Source organism: Thermobifida halotolerans (assembly GCF_003574835.2).
In the GTDB taxonomy this organism is placed as follows: Bacteria; Actinomycetota; Actinomycetes; order Streptosporangiales; family Streptosporangiaceae; genus Thermobifida; species Thermobifida halotolerans.
Window position 1 is genome coordinate 162,505 of sequence record NZ_CP063196.1, and the last position, 15,853, is coordinate 178,357.

The 15,853-nt window shown below is 72.3% G+C and carries 14 protein-coding genes; 10 read left to right on the forward strand and 4 right to left on the reverse strand.

The window, feature by feature from the left end:
- The first annotated feature begins 135 nt into the window (after positions 1–135).
- Entirely contained in the window at positions 136–2,088 is a 1,953-nt protein-coding gene (locus NI17_RS00695; RefSeq protein ID WP_243597579.1) for an ABC transporter ATP-binding protein, read from the forward strand.
- On the opposite strand, the gene NI17_RS00700 is transcribed toward NI17_RS00695, so the two are convergent.
- Positions 2,040–2,507 carry a helix-turn-helix domain-containing protein gene (locus NI17_RS00700; RefSeq protein ID WP_068687733.1) on the reverse strand — a complete coding sequence of 156 codons (468 nt, stop codon included), beginning with the start codon at positions 2,505–2,507 and terminating at the stop codon, positions 2,040–2,042. The genes NI17_RS00695 and NI17_RS00700 overlap by 49 nt on opposite strands.
- 65 nt (positions 2,508–2,572) lie before the next feature.
- Here NI17_RS00700 and NI17_RS00705 point away from each other — a divergent pair, with 65 nt between their 5' ends.
- Positions 2,573–3,205, forward strand: a complete 633-nt coding sequence (locus NI17_RS00705) for a class I SAM-dependent methyltransferase (RefSeq protein WP_068687734.1) — start codon at positions 2,573–2,575, stop codon at positions 3,203–3,205.
- A gap of 57 nt (positions 3,206–3,262) precedes the next feature.
- Here NI17_RS00705 and NI17_RS00710 read toward each other — a convergent pair whose 3' ends face one another.
- Both NI17_RS00710 and NI17_RS00715 read right to left on the reverse strand, forming a co-directional pair.
- Complete coding sequence (locus tag NI17_RS00710) at positions 3,263–4,252, reverse strand: MBL fold metallo-hydrolase (RefSeq protein ID WP_068687735.1); 990 nt, start codon at positions 4,250–4,252, stop codon at positions 3,263–3,265.
- 109 nt (positions 4,253–4,361) lie between these two features.
- Positions 4,362–5,291, reverse strand: coding sequence for a serine hydrolase (locus NI17_RS00715; protein ID WP_068687736.1), 930 nt, complete (start codon positions 5,289–5,291; stop codon positions 4,362–4,364).
- Between the two features lie 97 nt (positions 5,292–5,388).
- Here NI17_RS00715 and NI17_RS00720 point away from each other — a divergent pair, with 97 nt between their 5' ends.
- The 8 genes from NI17_RS00720 (at position 5,389) to NI17_RS00755 (ending at position 14,196) form a co-directional block, all read left to right on the forward strand.
- The gene (locus NI17_RS00720; protein ID WP_084012370.1) at positions 5,389–6,354 is read left to right on the forward strand and encodes a LysR substrate-binding domain-containing protein; all 966 of its coding nucleotides are present in this window, start codon (positions 5,389–5,391) and stop codon (positions 6,352–6,354) included.
- A 104-nt stretch (positions 6,355–6,458) separates the two neighbouring features.
- Positions 6,459–7,487, forward strand: coding sequence for an STM4015 family protein (locus tag NI17_RS00725; RefSeq protein WP_068687737.1), 1,029 nt, complete (start codon positions 6,459–6,461; stop codon positions 7,485–7,487).
- A 77-nt stretch (positions 7,488–7,564) separates the two neighbouring features.
- Positions 7,565–8,614 carry an STM4015 family protein gene (locus NI17_RS00730; protein ID WP_119267874.1) on the forward strand — a complete coding sequence of 350 codons (1,050 nt, stop codon included), beginning with the start codon at positions 7,565–7,567 and terminating at the stop codon, positions 8,612–8,614.
- Between the two features lie 75 nt (positions 8,615–8,689).
- On the forward strand, positions 8,690–9,724 hold the full coding sequence (locus NI17_RS00735) for an STM4015 family protein (RefSeq protein WP_068687739.1): 1,035 nt from the start codon (positions 8,690–8,692) through the stop codon (positions 9,722–9,724).
- Positions 9,721–10,878: an STM4014 family protein gene (locus tag NI17_RS00740; protein WP_068687740.1), complete on the forward strand. Its 1,158-nt coding sequence runs from the start codon at positions 9,721–9,723 to the stop codon at positions 10,876–10,878. Before NI17_RS00735 ends, NI17_RS00740 begins: the two co-directional genes overlap by 4 nt.
- 221 nt (positions 10,879–11,099) lie before the next feature.
- On the forward strand, positions 11,100–11,918 hold the full coding sequence (locus NI17_RS00745) for an STM4013/SEN3800 family hydrolase (protein WP_068687741.1): 819 nt from the start codon (positions 11,100–11,102) through the stop codon (positions 11,916–11,918).
- Positions 11,919–11,968: 50 nt separating this feature from the next.
- Entirely contained in the window at positions 11,969–13,312 is a 1,344-nt protein-coding gene (locus NI17_RS00750) for an STM4012 family radical SAM protein (protein WP_068687742.1), read from the forward strand.
- Positions 13,309–14,196 carry an STM4011 family radical SAM protein gene (locus NI17_RS00755; protein ID WP_068687743.1) on the forward strand — a complete coding sequence of 296 codons (888 nt, stop codon included), beginning with the start codon at positions 13,309–13,311 and terminating at the stop codon, positions 14,194–14,196. Before NI17_RS00750 ends, NI17_RS00755 begins: the two co-directional genes overlap by 4 nt.
- A 121-nt stretch (positions 14,197–14,317) precedes the next feature.
- On the opposite strand, the gene NI17_RS00760 is transcribed toward NI17_RS00755, so the two are convergent.
- A complete protein-coding gene (locus NI17_RS00760) occupies positions 14,318–15,775 on the reverse strand; it encodes a pectate lyase family protein (RefSeq protein WP_243597580.1) in 1,458 nt (485 codons plus the stop codon).
- Between the last annotated feature and the right edge of the window lie 78 nt (positions 15,776–15,853).

The window sequence follows — 15,853 nt, forward strand, 5'->3', positions numbered from 1 at the left end:
CGGGCCGGCCCGGCGGACGGGTGGGGCGGCGGCGGGATTCGGACCGCTCCTAATTCCGCCCGGCCCGGAAAACCCCCTGCGCCGCACCGCGCGCGACGCCATCATCGAGGCGGCGTCGACTGTGCGGAGGTGCGCGTGCGATCCAAAAAGGCCGGGGCGGAGAAGAAGACCAGGGGCAGGGGGGCGGCGACCGGGCTCGAACTGCCGGAGTTGGCCGCACCCCAGTGGTACCGCCACGACCAGGAGATCATGCGGACCGGGTGGACGCGCATGGCCGGACGGCTACCCGGTCTCGTGGTCCGGGCCCTGGCCCTGGCGTGGCGGGCCTCGCCCCGCGACACCGCGGCCACCGTCGCCTTCAACATCGCCTCCGGGATCTTCACCGCGGTCGCACTGGTCGCCACCGCCGGAGTGCTCGAAGAACTCTTCGCCGAGGGCCCCACCCCCGACCGGGTGCGCGCCGCGCTCCCCGCGCTGGTGCTGGTGGCAGCGGCCACCGTGCTGCGCGGGGCGCTGTCGGCGGCGGCCGGATGGGCGCAGTCGCGGCTGGAGCCGTACGTGGAGCAGGCCGCCGAGACGCGCCTGATGGAACTGGCCACCGCCGTCCAGGTCCTGGCCTTCGACGACAACGACTTCCACGACCGCATGTTCCGCGCGTCGGTACGCGGCGCCAGCGAGACCAAACGCCTCGTCAGCCACACCATCGACATCCTCACCGGGCTGGTCGGCATCTGCGCCGCGGCCGGAGTGCTGGGAGTGCTGCACCCCGTCCTGCTCCCGCTGCTGCTGCTCACCGTGCTGCCCGAGGGGTGGGCGGCGGCGCGGGCGGCCCGCATGCGCTACACCTGGCTGCTGGCGATCACCGACAGCCGACGCCGCAAGGGCATGCTGGACGATCTGATGACCACCCGGGACACCTGCGCCGAGATGCGCTCCTTCACCATGCGCGGGCCCCTGCTCGCCGAGTTCGCCGCGATCGCCGGACACGAACGTGACGTGCAACTGGACCTGGCCCGCCGCCAGACCCTGGTGCGGCTGTTCGGCGACGGCGCGGGCGGCGCCGCCTCTGCGCTGACCTACGTCGTCCTGGGCCTGCTGCTGGTCAACGGGATGATGCCGCTGGCGGTGGCGGGCACCGCGGTACTCGCCATCCGCACCGGCCGGTCGGAGTTGGCCGCCGCACTGCACTCGGTCAACAGCACCTACGAGTCCGGGCTGTACTTCCACGACTACCTGGACTTCTGCGAGCACGCCGAGAAGTGGCTGCCGCCGCCCGCGCCGCTGCCCGCGCCCACCACCTTCGACCAGGTCACCGTGGACGACGTGACCTTCACCTATCCGGGCAAGGAGGAGCCCGCGCTCGCCGGGGTGAGTCTGCGCATCCGCCGCGGCGAGACGATCGCGCTGGTCGGCGAGAACGGCTCCGGCAAGACCACCCTGTCCAAGCTGCTGGCCGGGCTCTACCGACCCGACCGGGGCCGGGTCCTGTGGGACGGCACCGACCTCGCCGGCGTCGACACCCACGCGCTGCGCGAGCACATCGCGGTCATCGCCCAGGACCACACGCACTGGCCGCTGTCGGCCCGCCGCAACGTCACCATGAGCAGCCCCGACGACGACGCGCGACTGGAGGAGGCCGCCCGCCGCTCGGGAGCCGACGAGGTCGTCTCCGAACTCGGCCACGGCTGGGACACCCTGCTGGACCGCCGCTTCGCCGCGGGCCAGGAACTGTCGGGCGGCCAGTGGCAGCGCCTGGCCGCGGCCCGCGGCTTCTACCGCGACGCGCCCCTGTTGATCTGCGACGAGCCCACCGCCGCGCTCGATGCCCGCGCCGAGCACCGACTGTTCGCGTCGATCCACGAGCACGCCCGCCGCACCGGCAGCGCGGTCGTGCTCATCACCCACCGCCTGGCCAGCGTGCGCATGGCCGACCGCGTCTACGTACTGGACCAGGGCCGCGTCGTGGAACACGGCACCCACGACCAGCTCATGCGCGACCAGGGGCTCTACGCCGAGCTGTACTCGCTCCAGGCGTCGGCCTACCGGAGTGTTCCGGCCACACACGAGGACGGTCTGCGCTCGGCCTGATCCGCCGGGGACGCCAGAGCGCGAAGCACCAGCTCGTCAAGCATCGCGCGCATGTTAGGGCAGGTCAGGAAGTCGTCGGCGTCGCACGACAGGGTGTGCTCGACGAGCGAGCGGGCCACCTGGAGCTGGGCGATCTTGGTGTCCAGAACGGCCAGGTGCTCGCTCATGAGCGCGCGGCGGGCGGCCCCGTCGGGCGCGTCGAGGATCTCCCGCAGCTGCTCCAGGCTGAAACCGGCGTCCTTGCCGCGCAGGATCAACGCGACCTGGGCCAGGTGGTCGGGGGTGTAGCGGCGGCGCCCGTTGACCCGCCGGGCCGGGCGCAGCAGCCCCATCGACTCCCAGTGCCGCAGCACGTGCGTGGCGAGCCCGAACCGTTCGGCGAGTTCTCCGATGGACAGCTCCACAGTACTTGACTTCATGTTGACATTAACTTCCACACTGGAGGTAGAAGTCAACCGTGAACGACGGGAAACGGCGGGAAACCATGAGACAGCAGTCCAACAGGGCGCTCCAGGACCGAGCCGTCATCGACACCCGGCGGTTCTGGGACCGCAGGGCCGCCGGGTACGACAGAGGCGCGGCCCTGGAACGGCGGATCCTCGGAGACGTCCGGGAACAGGTGTGCGGCCAGGCGCGCGGGCGGGTGCTGGAGGTGGCCGTGGGCACCGGGCGCAACCTCGCCCACTACTCCGACAAGGTGGACGAGGTGGTCGGCATCGACCTGAGCCCGGGCATGCTGGCCCAGGCGCGGATCGCGGCCGACCGGGTCGACTTCCCCGTGGAACTGCGCGAGGAGGACGCCAGGACGCTGCCCTTCCCCGACGAGAGCTTCGATACGGTCGTGTGCACCCTGGCGCTGTGCGAGATCCCCGACCAGGCCGCCACCCTCGCCGAGATGCGCCGGGTGCTGCGCCCGGGCGGCCGGCTGCTGCTGCTGGACCACATCGAGTACACGCGGGTCCCGTTCCGCTGGATCGAGCCGATGCGGGCCCGGCGGCGAGGCACCGCCCCCCGGCGGCGTCCCGTGGACATCGCCGGGGAGCAGGGCTTCGTGGTCGACCGGCACGAACGCCTGGCGCTCGGCTTCTTCGACCGGGTGGCCGCACACCGGCCCTGACCGCGGCGACCGCCGCACCACGGGGCCCGGATCAGCGAAAGCCCCCTGGTGCCGAGGTCATCGCGAGAAGGTGTAGGGGGTGAGGTACTCCGGAACGACAACCTCGGTGGCCGGACTCGCCGCACGTACCGCGTCGGCGAACCCCGCGACCGAGAACGCCGTGGTCGGATCCTGCTGGGGCGGGTTGGCCAGCGGCACCTCGAAGACGTCCCAGTGCACCGGCACCACCGTGCGCGGATGGTCCAGCGCCTCCAGCAGGCGGGGGACGTAGTCGTGGGTCCTGGTGGTGGCGGGCACCGCCAGCATCGCCACGTCGGGGGACAGTCCCGCGAGGTTGCGCTCCACGAAGTCGCTGGCGCCCATGAAGAACAGCGACGGCCCGCCCTTCACCGTCACCTGGAAGTCCAGCGTGTCCCCCTCCGGCAGGTCCGCGATGGTCCTCGGGCGCTTCCTCGGCCGCTCCAGCCGCACCCCGGGGAAGGCCATCGAGTAGTTGTTGTTGCGGCTGTGCAGCGACGCCACCACCTCCACCGTGTAGTCGCCGAAGTCCAGCACCTCACCGCCCTTGACCGGACTGACCTGGGACTGCGGCACGTCCATGGCCAGCGCCAGGTTGGTGGTCGTCGCGGTGCCCACCACACGCGCGCCGGTGGTCGTCGCGATGTGCGGCACGTCGTTGAAGTGGTCCCAGTGCGAGTGCGTCACCAGGACCACCTCGGGAGTCCCGGCGTGCTCGTCGACAGTGGCGGCGTCCACGGTCAACCTCGTCTTCGAGTCGAAGCCGCGGCCGTCGAACAGGCCCGTGGAGTAGCGGGTGAGGTAGGGATCGACCAGCACCAGTCGGTCCCCGACCCTCACCCGCCACCCCGAGGTGCCCAGCCACTCACACGTCGCGGTCCCGCCCCCGCCCTCCCCGTCGTCCGCGGGCGGGGAGGAGGGGGCGGTGGCGGCGTGCGCGGCGGTGCCCGCCCCCAGCAGGGAGGCGAACGCGGTCCCCGCGCCCGCCGCGCGCAGAAAACCGCGCCGGTCGAATCCGGTGTCGGACATGTCGATCCCTCTCGGTCGGTGTCGGAAAGGTCACCGCGAGGAACCCAACCACCCCGGATCGGACCGCGTCCAAGACCGGACACCGCCGCGACCGATATCCGTTCGGCTATCAGCCCAGGCCCGGTCGTGCCGCCGCACCGCCCGAGGGCGCGGAAAAACCCGTGCCGCGCAGCGCGTCCACGGCCGTGCGCGCTGCCCGCCCCATCGCCAGGTCCACGTCCAGCCGCCGCAGGTCGAGCCGTCGCGACTGGGCGAACACCGCGACCGCGTAGCGGCCGCCGTCCGGGTACTCCACCACCCCGCACTCCATGTGCAGGCTCGGCAGGGTGCCGGTCTTGGCCGACACCCGAACCCCCTCGTCGAAGCCGGAGGCGATCCGGGTCCAGAAGATCTGCCGGGCCATGCAGGCGCGCACCGTCGCGCACGCCTCCGCGGGACCGGCCTCGTCAGCCCACACCATCCGCAGCAGTCGGGTCAGCTCCCGGGGCGTGCTGGACGTGGTGTGCGCCGGGTCCAGCACCCGCATCGCCAGCACCCGCTCCGGCGGAAGCGTCGGGAAGAGCCGCGCGAACTCGGCGTCGTCGCGGGCCCCCACGTCCGCGAACATCGTCTCCAGCACCTGGTGGGGGCCGCCCACGATCCGGGTGCGCGCCAACCCCAGCTCGGCGGCCAGCAACTGCACCGTGTCCAGCCCGATACGGCGGATGATCAGGTCGGCCGCCGTGTTGTCGCTGACCGACATCATGAAGTACGCCAGGTCGCGCAGTGACAGTTCGGCGTCGTCGGCGCAACCGGCGGTCCCCCACCCGCCCAGCCGGTTCTCCCGGGACACCGTGACCCGCTCGGTGGGATCGACCTGCCCGGCCACGACCTGCCGGGCGAACTCCAGCAGCACCAGGATCTTGAACATCGAGGCGATGACCACCTGGTCGTCGGCGCGCAGGCCCACCTCCGCCCCGGTCGCCAGATCCACCGCGTGCAGTCGGGCGTCCACGCCGGCCCGGTCGAACAGGGCGGCGATCCGTTCGTGCGTCTCCACGGCCCGACGCTATCGGAGGTTCCGGGCGCACAACGGGACCGCGGAGCCGCGGACGGCGGTCCGCGAGCGGCGACGCGGCCGGGCTAGGGTGTGCGCGGTGAACCTGTCACGGCATCTTCGCCACTTCGTCGCCGTCGCCGAGGAGATGAACTTCGGCCGGGCCGCGGAGGCGCTGGGAATGGCCCAGCCTCCGCTGAGCCAGTCGATCCGGCGACTGGAGGAGGAACTGGGCGTCACCCTGTTCGACCGGTCGCGCCGCCAGATCAGACTGACCACCGCCGGAACCCACCTGCTCGCCGAGGCACGCGAACTGCTGGCCCGCGAGGAACGGCTGCGCGCCGTCATGCGCCGGGTCCGCGACGGCGAACTCGGCGCCCTCCGCCTGGGCGTGCCGCCCGGCACCCCCGCCACGGCGCTGCACGCCCTCCTGGCCGCCGTCACCGAGCGCGTTCCCGACCTGCGCGTTGAACTCGACGAACTGACCAGCGCCGAACAGGTCCGGCGGCTCACCGAGGCGGACCTGGACGTGGGCATCGTGCAGCATCCCGTCGACGCCGACAGCCTGCGTCTCGGCCCCGTGGCGCGCACCCCGCTGGGCGCGGTGCTGCCGCGCACCTCCCCGCTGGCGCGGCGGCGCGAACTCGCCCTCGCCGACCTGCGCGGCCACGACCTGGTGTCCCTGCCCCGGTCGGCGGCGCCCGCCTGGCACGACCACGTCCTCGGCGTGTGCCGGGAACACGGGTTCACTCCCGGCCGGGTACGTGACGCCGCCACCCCGGAGTTCCTGTTCGGGCTGGTGCTGGCCGGACAGGGGGTGGCGTTCACGACGGAGGCGGTGGCCCGCCGCGAACCGCGCGTGGCGTGGCGGCCCCTCACCGACACGCCGCTGCACCACCGCGTCTCCGCCGCCTGGCCCGCCGCGTCCCCGCATCCGGCCGCGCCGCGCCTCGCCGAACCGGTCGCCGCGGCCCTGGGAGAGGAGCGCCCGGCCTCCCCGGTCACCCCGACCGAGGCCGCCCCCCTGCCGTGGACGGTGGTCTACACGCCGCCCACGGCCCCGTGACCCGCGGGACCCACCAGAGCGGTTCCGGGCGTGGCGTGCCCTCCCCCGTCGATCAACGCTGCTTCACTAAGGGCGACCGTGACCCTCACCGATAGAGCGCGACCATGACCATCAACGAACACCTCACCGAGTTCGCCGGACTTCCCGTCGTGGAGTTTCCGTCTCCCGAGATCGAGGAGGAGCGGCTGCTCAACGCCCAGGACCACGCCAGACGCGACAACCTGCCGGTACCGGACCGGCTGGAACCGGACGAGGCCTACACGGCGGCGCTCGCCGCCCCGGAGTCGGCGGCGTGGCGGCTGCGCGTGGTGGTCGACGCGGAGGAGACGTTCGAGGCGTACTTCGCGCACTTTCTGAACAGGGTCGACACCACGAGGGTCACCGCGCTCAGCGTCGGCTGCTGGGGGGAGAGCCACGAGGACCCGGGAGTGGTCCCGCGCGACCTGCTGGTGGACAACGCCGTCCGGTTCCCGCAGCTGCGTTCCCTGTTCTTCGGCGAGTTCGTCCAGGAGGAGGCCGAGATCTCCTGGATTCCGCAGTGCGACGTGGCCCCGCTGCTCGCGGCGTTCCCGGCGCTGGAGGAGCTGGCGGTGCGCGGCGGCAGCGGCCTGGAGTTTCCCGCGACCGGCCACGACGCGCTGCGCGGACTGGTCGTGCAGACCGGCGGCCTGCCGCGGAAGGTCACCACCGGCATCCTGGCGTCGCGACTGCCCGCGCTGGAGCACCTGGAACTGTGGTTCGGGGTCGAGGACTACGGCGGTACCACCACCGTGGACGACCTCGCCCCGCTGCTCGCGGGCGAGCTGTTCCCCGCCCTGCGCAGCCTGGGGCTGCGCAACTCGACATGGGGCGACGAGCTGGTGCGCCGCCTCGCCGACGCGCCCGTCCTGGACCGCGTCGGCGTCCTGGACCTGTCGGGCAACGTGCTCACCGACACGGGCGGCGAGGTGCTGGCCACCGCGCCCGCCTTCCGGAACCTGGACCGCCTCGTGCTGCGCTACCACTTCCTCACCGAGGAGATGCTGGACCGGCTGCGCGCAGCCCTGGCCGGAGTGGACCTCGACGTCAGCGGAGGAGAGAAACCCGACGTCTACAGGGGCAAGGCGACCTACTATCCCGAGGTCACCGAGTAGCCGCCCGGCCGTTCGGGGATTGTGTCGGGGCCGTCTGGTACCACTGTCGTGTCCACTCCCCGAATCCGGAGCATCGCATGGCCTTCCACGAGCACGTCACCGAGTTCGCCGGACTTCCCGTCGTGGAGTTCCGCACCCCCGAGACCGAGGAGGAGCGGCTGCGGCGGATCCAGGAGGAGGCCGAGTACCGGGAGGAGCCGATCCCCGACCGGCTCGCCCCCGATCCCGCCGCCGATGCCGCCTACGCCGCCGCGCTCGCCGACCCCGGGTCGGTGGCGTGGCGGCTGCGGCTGGTCCCCGAGATCTCGGAGGAGCCGTTCGACGACTGCTTCGCGCGCTTTCTCGACGAGGTGGACACGGCGCGCGTCACCGCGCTGATCGTCGGCTGCTGGGGAGAGGAGAGCGATGACCCGGCCTCGGTCCCGCGCGACCTGTTGGTCGAGCACGCTGGCCGGTTCCCGCGGCTGCGCGCGCTGTTCCTCGGTGAGGTCCTCCAGGAGGAGGCCGAGATCTCCTGGATTGTGCAGTGCGACGTGGCCCCGCTGCTCGCGGCGTTCCCGGCGCTGGAGGAGCTGGCGGTGCGCGGCGGCGACGGCCTGGAGTTTCCCGCGACCGGCCACGACGCGCTGCGCGGACTGGTCGTGCAGACCGGCGGCCTGCCCCGCGAGGTCACCACCGGCATCCTGGCGTCGCGACTGCCCGCGCTGGAGCACCTGGAACTGTGGTTCGGGGTCGAGGACTACGGTCGCACCACCACCGTGGATGACCTGGCCCCACTGTTGGCTGGAGAACTGTTCCCCGCCCTGCGCTCCCTGGGGCTGCGCAACGCGGAGTACACCGACGACCTGGTGCGCGCCCTGGCCGACGCGCCGGTCCTGCGCCGTCTGGAGGTCCTCGACCTGTCACTGGGCACCCTCACCGACACGGGAGCCCGCGTGATCCGCGACAGTCCGGCGGCCTTCCGCCGCCTGCGCCGCCTCGACCTGCACCGCCACCACCTGTCCGAGCCGGTCATGGACGAACTGCGAGAGGCCCTGCCCGATGTCGATCTCGACCTCGGCGAGCCGACCGAGCCCCGCACCTTCGACGACGGCTCCCGGTGGTACCATCCGGCGGTCACCGAGTAGCCGCACGACCCCGCGGGCTGCCGTCTCCGCCCGGCGCCGCTGCCGTGTTCCACGCTCTCCCGATCGGAGCACCGCATGCCCAACCACGAGCACGTCGCCGAGTTCGCCGGACTCCCCGACGGGGACTTCGTCACCCCGGAGATGGAGAGGGACTGGCTGTGGCGGATGTGGCGGAGGGCGGAGTACAGGGGCGAGCCGCCCCCCGACCCGGCCGGTCTCGACGCGGCCCGTGCCGCCGCGCTCGCCGATCCGGGGTCGGTGGCGTGGCGGCTGCGGGTACGCCTCGACCACGACAGGGAGGCGTTCGGAAGACTCTTCGCGCGGTTTCTGGACGAGGTCGACACCGCACGTGTCACCGCGCTGATCGTCGGCTGCTGGGGCGAGGGGGGCGACGCGGCGCTGGGGGCGGGGGCCCGGGACCTGCTGGTTGAGCACGCCGACCGGTTCCCGAGGCTGCGCGCGCTGTTCTTCGGCGAGTTCGTCCAGGAGGAGGCCGAGATCTCCTGGATCCTGCAGACCGACGTCACCCCGCTGCTGGCGGCGTTCCCCCTCCTGGAGGAGTTCGCGGTGCGCGGCGGTCGGGACCTGGAGTTCCCCGCGACCCGGCACACCTCACTGCGCAGACTGGTGGTGCAGACCGGCGGCCTGCCCCGCGAGGTCACCGAAGGCGTCCTGGCCTCCGACCTGCCCGGGTTGGAGCACCTGGAGCTGTGGTTCGGGGTCGAGGACTACGGCGGTGACACCACCGTGGACGACCTCGCCCCGCTGCTCGCGGGAGGGCTGTTCCCCGCCCTGCGCTCCCTGGGGCTGCGCAACTCGGAGTGGGGCGACGAGCTGGTGCGCCGCCTCGCCGAGGCGCCCGTCCTGGACCGGGTTCGCGAGTTGGACCTGTCGGGGCACGTGCTCACCGACGCGGGCGGCGAGGTGCTGGCCTGCGCGCCCGCCTTCCGCGCGCTGAAGCGCCTGACGGTGAACCACCACTACCTCGGCGAGGAGATGCGGGAGCGGATCCGCGAGGCCCTGGCAGGCGTCGACCCGGAACTGAGCGAGGCCGAGGAACCCTCCGTCTACGGAGGCGAGAAGCACTACTACCCCGAGGCCACCGAATGAGCACCGCCCGCCTCGCCGTCGTCGCCGTCCCCGGAAGCCGCAGGCTGCGGCTGTTCACCGACGCGGTGCGCGCCGCCGGACTGCCCGCCCCGGTGCTGCTGCCCTGGCCGGAACTCGCGGCCGGGCACGTGCGGGTGCCGCCGGGCGCGCTGGTGCGCGTCGACTCCCCTGGGGAGGACACCGAGACGGCGCGGCTGCTCAGCGGCCTCGACCGCGCCCCCGACCCCTACCGGGTGGAGGGCGGAACCGCCTTCCACATGGGACTGCGCTCCGCCCTGGACCGGCTCGCCGCCGCCGTCGCCGAGACCCCCGGCGCACGGCTGCTCCAGGACACCGCCGAACTCGCCGCCATGTGCGACAAGCGGCGCTGCCACGCCCTGCTCGACGCCGCCGGGGTGCCGGTGCCGCCCGCTTTGGACGGGCCGCCCGCTGACTACGCCGACCTGCGCGCCCGCATGGCCGAACGCGGCTGGAGCCGGGTGTTCGCCAAACCCGTGCACGGCTCCTCCGCCTCCGGAGTGGTGGCGCTGGCCACGCGCCCCGACCGGGTGCGCGCGGTCACCTCCGCCGACCTGGTGCGCACCGACACGGGTGTGGAGTTGTACAACAGCCTCGCCCTGCGCACCTACACCGACGAGGCCGATGTGGCGGCGGTCGTCGACACGCTGTGTGCCGAGGGTGTGCACGTGGAACGCTGGCTGCCCAAGGCCGGACTGCACAACCGCACCATCGACCTGCGGGTGCTGGTCGTGGCGGGACAGGCCACCCACGTGGTGGTGCGCGCCTCGCGGTCGCCCATGACCAACCTGCACCTGGGCAACGCCCGCGGCGACCTCGCCGCGCTGCGCGAACGCATGGGCGAGAGGGCCTGGCACAGCGCGATGCGCACCGCGGAGGCCGCCGCCGCGTGCTTCCCGCGCACCCTGCACGCGGGAGTGGACCTGCTGCTGGCCCCCGGCTGGCACACCAGCGCGGTGTGCGAGGTCAACGCGTTCGGCGACCTGCTGCCCGGAATCCTGCACGAGGGCCGCGACACCTACGCCGAACAGGTCGACGCGGTGGTCTCGGGACGGTTCACCCCGCCCCCGCCCAACAGGACGCACCGGGCACACAGCAGCATGGCAGGACGGGAGGTGGCGGTGAGCGTGGACTGAGTCACGCCCCACCCCGTCCGGGGGCAGACCACCCCCTGACCGAGGAACCGCGAAACAGAGTCTGCTCGCTGTCAACCCCCCACGGCAAGCGGCACCGTGTCCGCTGTGGACAACCCTGGGAGGACCGCACCCCGAGGCCGCGCAACCGGGCACAGCACGGGAAACAGTCCCCGGAAGCGGCCGCCCGCGTTGGACCGGGCAGCGGACGAGAGGAGAAACCGATGGACACCCGCCCCGACATGAACGAGGTGGTCGGCACCCACGACATCCTGCTCGTCACCCTCGACACGCTCCGCCACGACGTGGCGGAGCGCCTGCTCGCCGAGGGACGCACCCCCAACCTCGCCGCGGTGCTGCCCGACGGCGGCTGGGAGCGGCGGCACGCCCCCGCGAGCTTCACCTACGCCTCCCACCTGGCGATGCTCGCCGGATTCCTGCCCACCCCCGCCGAACCCGGCCCCCATCCCCGACTGTTCGCGGCGGGCTTCCCCGGCAGCGCCACCACCGACGGGCGGACCTGGACCTTCGACGCCCCCGACCTGCCCACCGCCCTCGCCGAGGCCGGCTACCACACCGCCTGCGTGGGCGGCACCGGCTTCTTCAACCGACTCTCCGCGCTCGGCTCGGTGCTGCCCGACCTGTTCGCCGAGAGCCACTGGGAGCCCGCCTTCGGCGTCGCCGACCCCGCCTCCTTCGAGCACCAGGTGGCGTGCGCGGTGGAGGTCGTCAACACCACCCCCGCCGACCAACCGCTGTTCCTCCTGGTCAACGTGTCCGCGCTGCACCAGCCCAACTGGTTCCACCTGCCCGGGGCCACCCGTGAGGACGGCGACTCGCCCGCCAGCCACGCCGCCGCCCTCGAATACGTCGACCGGCACATTCCCGCCCTGTTCGACGCGGCCGCCGCGCGCCGCCCCTGCTTCACCATCGTCTGCTCCGACCACGGCACCGCCTACGGCGAGGACGGCTACACCGGCCACCGCCTCGGCCACGAAACGGTGTGGACCGTTCCCTACGCCCACTTCACCCTGCGGCGCTGACACGCGACAGCCCGAGCCCGTACCCGACCGCACAGAAGGACCGACGGCCCGTGACCACCCTGCACAGCCACCCCGTAGCCGCGCCGCCCGCGGACTCGCCGTACCACTCCTACGTCTACGGCTATCCGCACAAGACCGCCTACCGGCCCCTCACCGAGGCCCCGGCACTGGCCGACGTGTGGCGCGACGAGCCGAAGGACGCCCTGTCGCTGTACTTCCACATCCCGTTCTGCGAGACGCGCTGCGGCTTCTGCAACCTGTTCACCCGCTCCACCCCGCCCGCCGAACAGGTCACCGCCTACCTGGACGCACTGGAACACCAGACCGCGGCCGTGGCCGACGCGCTCGGCGGCGCCCGCTTCGCCCGCGCCGCCCTCGGGGGAGGCACCCCCACCTACCTGACCGCCGCCGAACTGGGCCGCCTCTACGACCTGGCCGAACAGATCCTCGGCGCGGACCTGCGGACCGTCCCCACCTCGGTGGAGACCTCCCCGGCCACCGCCACCCCCGACCGCCTGGAGGTGCTGGCCGAACGCGGCGCCACCCGGGTCAGCATCGGCGTGCAGAGCTTCGTCGACACAGAAGCGCACGCCGCCGGACGCCCGCAGCGCCGAGCCGAGGTCGACCGCGCCCTCGCCGCGATCCGCGCGCACACCCCCCGTGCCCGCCTCAACATCGACCTCATCTACGGCATCGCCGGGCAGACCCCGCAGACCTGGCGGTACTCCCTGGACACCGCGCTGGAACACCGCCCCGAGGAGATCTACCTGTACCCGCTGTACGTGCGTCCGCTCACCGGGTTGGGCAGAAGCGGTCGCGCCTGGGACGACCAGCGCCTCGACCTCTACCGGCGGGGCCGCGACCACCTGCTGGAGCACGGCTACCGGCAGGTGTCCATGCGCATGTTCGAGCGGGTCGACGCGCCGTCCGTCGACGGTCCCGCCTACTGCTGCCAGACCGACGGCATGGTCGGCCTGGGCTGCGGGGCCCGCTCCTACACCGGCGGCCTGCACTACTCCTTCGACTACGCGGTCGGCGTCACACCGGTGCGCGCCATTCTCGACGACTACGTCTCCCGCGGGCCGGACGGTTTCGACCGCGCCGAGGTGGGGTTCCGCCTCGACGACGGCGAGCGCCGCCGACGCCACCTGCTACAGTCGCTGCTCCAGGCCGACGGCGTGGACCCGGCCCTGTACCGGTCGCGTTTCGACTCCGATCCGCGCGCCGACTTCCCCGCCGAGTTCGCCCTGCTCGACGCGCGCGGCTGGGTCGCCGACGGTCCCGACGGGCGGGTGCGGCTCACCCCGGACGGTCTGGCCCACTCCGACGCGGTCGGCCCGCTGTTCTTCTCTCCCCGTGTCACCGAGTTGATGGTGGGATACGACGCGCGATGACCCTGCCACCGACACTGACCCTGCTGTACCGGGGACCGCTGGCCAGTTGCGACTACGACTGCCCGTACTGCCCGTTCGCCAAGCGGCGCGACACCCCCGAGCAGTTGCGCGCCGACCGCGCCGCCCTGGACCGGTTCGTCGGCTGGGTCGCCGACCAGGCCGAACAGAGCCCCGGCACGCGCCTGTCGGTGCTGTTCACCCCGTGGGGGGAGGGGCTGGTGCGGTCCTGGTACCGCGCCGCGATCGTCCGGCTCAGCCACCTTCCGCACGTCGACCGGGTCGCCATCCAGACCAACCTGAGCGGCCGCGTCGAGTGGCTGGCCGAGTGCGACCGCGCCGCCGCGGCGCTGTGGACCACCTTCCACCCCACCCAGACACCGCGCGAGCGGTTCCTCGCCAAGTGCCGCCGCCTCCGTGAACTGGGAGTGCGCTTCAGCGTGGGGATTGTCGGACTGCCTGAGCACCTGGACGCCGCGCGCGGGCTCCGCGCCGACCTCCCCGACGACGTCTACCTGTGGGTGAACGCCGCCGAGGGCCACTCCTACACCGATGACGAGGCCGCCCACTGGCAGGCCGTCGATCCGCTCTTCCACCACAGCCGGTATCCGCACGCCAGTCGGGGCCTGCCGTGCCGCACCGGCGACACCGTCGTCTCGGTCGACGGGGACGGGACGGTGCGCCGCTGCCACTTCCTCCCCACCGAGTTGGGCAACCTCTACGACGGCTCCTTCGCCGAGCGGCTGCGCCCCCGCCCGTGCCCGGCGGCCAGTTGCGACTGCCACATCGGATACGTCCACCTCGAACCCCTCGACCTGTACCAGGTGTTCCGCGGCGGAGTGCTGGAGCGCATCCCGGCGGGCTGGGACCGGAGCGGAGCCACGTGATCGTGCCGCGGCGGCCACGGTGCGTCGTCGACCGTGGCCGAGGAGACGGAACCACGCCCCGAAGCACGGGACGGGGAGCCCGGTGTGGAGCGGGCCCCCCGTCGGTCTCGGGTCGGTCAGGTCAGATCTTGCCGGTTCCGGCGCCGTTGCTGACGATGTTCGGGATGTTGTTCGGGTTGTCGAGGGTGTAGCTGTAGGGGATGGCGGCGACGCTGCCCGCCGACTCGGGGGTGCCGGAGCCGTTGGCGTAGACGTTGTTGCGTTCCACCAGGTTGCCGTCGTCGGAGGAGCCGTAGCCGACCAGCGTCGGGTCCTGGACGTTGTCGAAGTAGTTGCCTTCGACCAGGACTCCGGCGTTCTCGGTGGAGGCGACGCCGTAGTCGTTGCCGACGTAGTAGTTGTTGAACACGTGTACCGGGTTGCCGAAGCGCACGCGGGGGTGGCGGCTGTAGGAGCCGTCGAAGAAGTTGTGGTGGTAGGTCACCCGCAGGTGGCCGATGTCCTCGGTGTGGCTGTCGGAGTGGCCGAGCAGCATCGATTTGCGGTGGTTGTGGACGTGGTTCCACGAGACGGTGATGAAGTCGGACTCGCGTTTGATGTCGACCGCGCCGTCGTAGCCGTCGGTGAAGCTGTTGTGGTCCACCCAGATGTTCGTGGAACCTTCCTGGATGTTGATGGCGTCGTCGTCCCAGCCGCGGAAGTTGATGTTGCGGATGATGACGTTCTCGACGCCGCTGAGGTCGAGGCCGCCGCCGGTGATGGTGGCGTCGGAGCCGACGCCGATGAGGGTCTTGTCGGAGGCGACGTCGTTCATGCCGTCGAGGTCGATGGTGCCGCTGACCCGGATGACGCGGGGGCCGCTGGCCTGCATCGCCGAGATCAGTTCGGAGGCGGTGTCGACGTTGATGGTGGTGCCGCCCTGGCCGCCGGTGGTGCCGCCGTTCTGCGTGGCCCAGCCGACCAGCCCGTCGAGCGGAACCTCACCACCCGGATCCGGCGTGCCGACGTTGGTGTCGGCCTTGACCAGTTGCCAGCGCTGGTTGGCGCCGTCGTGGTCGGTGTACTGCGACAGGCGGGCGCCGTTGTCGGTGGACCACTCCCACACCTCCAGGGCCTTGCCGCTGTTGCGGTTGATCAGCCGCACGTCGCCGCCGGCGGAGTCCACGACGCGGAACTGCTGGTTGTGGCCGTGGGTGACGTCGTACTGGCGGATCTCGGCGCCGTCGGCGGTGGAGTGCTCCCACACGTCGACGGCCTTGCCGCTGTGCCGGTTGACCAGCACGTAGTAGCCGTCCCCGGCGGAGACGAACCGGAACTGCTGGTTGTGGCCGCCGAGGTTGTCGTACTGGCGGATCTCACCGCCGTTGTCGGTCGACCACTCCCAGACGTCCATCGCCTTGCCGCTGTGCCGGTTGACCAGCACGTAGTAGGCGTCTGTGTCGATCGTCGCCGCGGCGGCGGACTGGGCCACCGCCGCGAGTGCGGTCAGGGCCATGGCCAGGACCGCGGTGATCGCGGTGATCGTGCGCCATCGCTCCGGCAGCCGTCGGACCGGAGCGGTCGCTGTCTGCGCTCGCATGTGGAGAGCCTTTCGTCGTTCCTCCTGCCGTCGCCGATGGCGGGACCTCAGTTCGGTCCGCCGTGGGGAATCGGGGAC

Coding starts and splice junctions, on each gene's coding strand:
- NI17_RS00700 (WP_068687733.1), bottom strand. CDS start 2,507: ATGAAGTCAAGTACTGTGGAGCTGTCCATCGGAGAACTCGCCGAACGG.
- NI17_RS00705 (WP_068687734.1), top strand. CDS start 2,573: ATGAGACAGCAGTCCAACAGGGCGCTCCAGGACCGAGCCGTCATCGAC.
- NI17_RS00710 (WP_068687735.1), bottom strand. CDS start 4,252: ATGTCCGACACCGGATTCGACCGGCGCGGTTTTCTGCGCGCGGCGGGC.
- NI17_RS00725 (WP_068687737.1), top strand. CDS start 6,459: ATGACCATCAACGAACACCTCACCGAGTTCGCCGGACTTCCCGTCGTG.
- NI17_RS00730 (WP_119267874.1), top strand. CDS start 7,565: ATGGCCTTCCACGAGCACGTCACCGAGTTCGCCGGACTTCCCGTCGTG.
- NI17_RS00735 (WP_068687739.1), top strand. CDS start 8,690: ATGCCCAACCACGAGCACGTCGCCGAGTTCGCCGGACTCCCCGACGGG.
- NI17_RS00740 (WP_068687740.1), top strand. CDS start 9,721: ATGAGCACCGCCCGCCTCGCCGTCGTCGCCGTCCCCGGAAGCCGCAGG.
- NI17_RS00745 (WP_068687741.1), top strand. CDS start 11,100: ATGGACACCCGCCCCGACATGAACGAGGTGGTCGGCACCCACGACATC.
- NI17_RS00755 (WP_068687743.1), top strand. CDS start 13,309: ATGACCCTGCCACCGACACTGACCCTGCTGTACCGGGGACCGCTGGCC.
- NI17_RS00760 (WP_243597580.1), bottom strand. CDS start 15,775: ATGCGAGCGCAGACAGCGACCGCTCCGGTCCGACGGCTGCCGGAGCGA.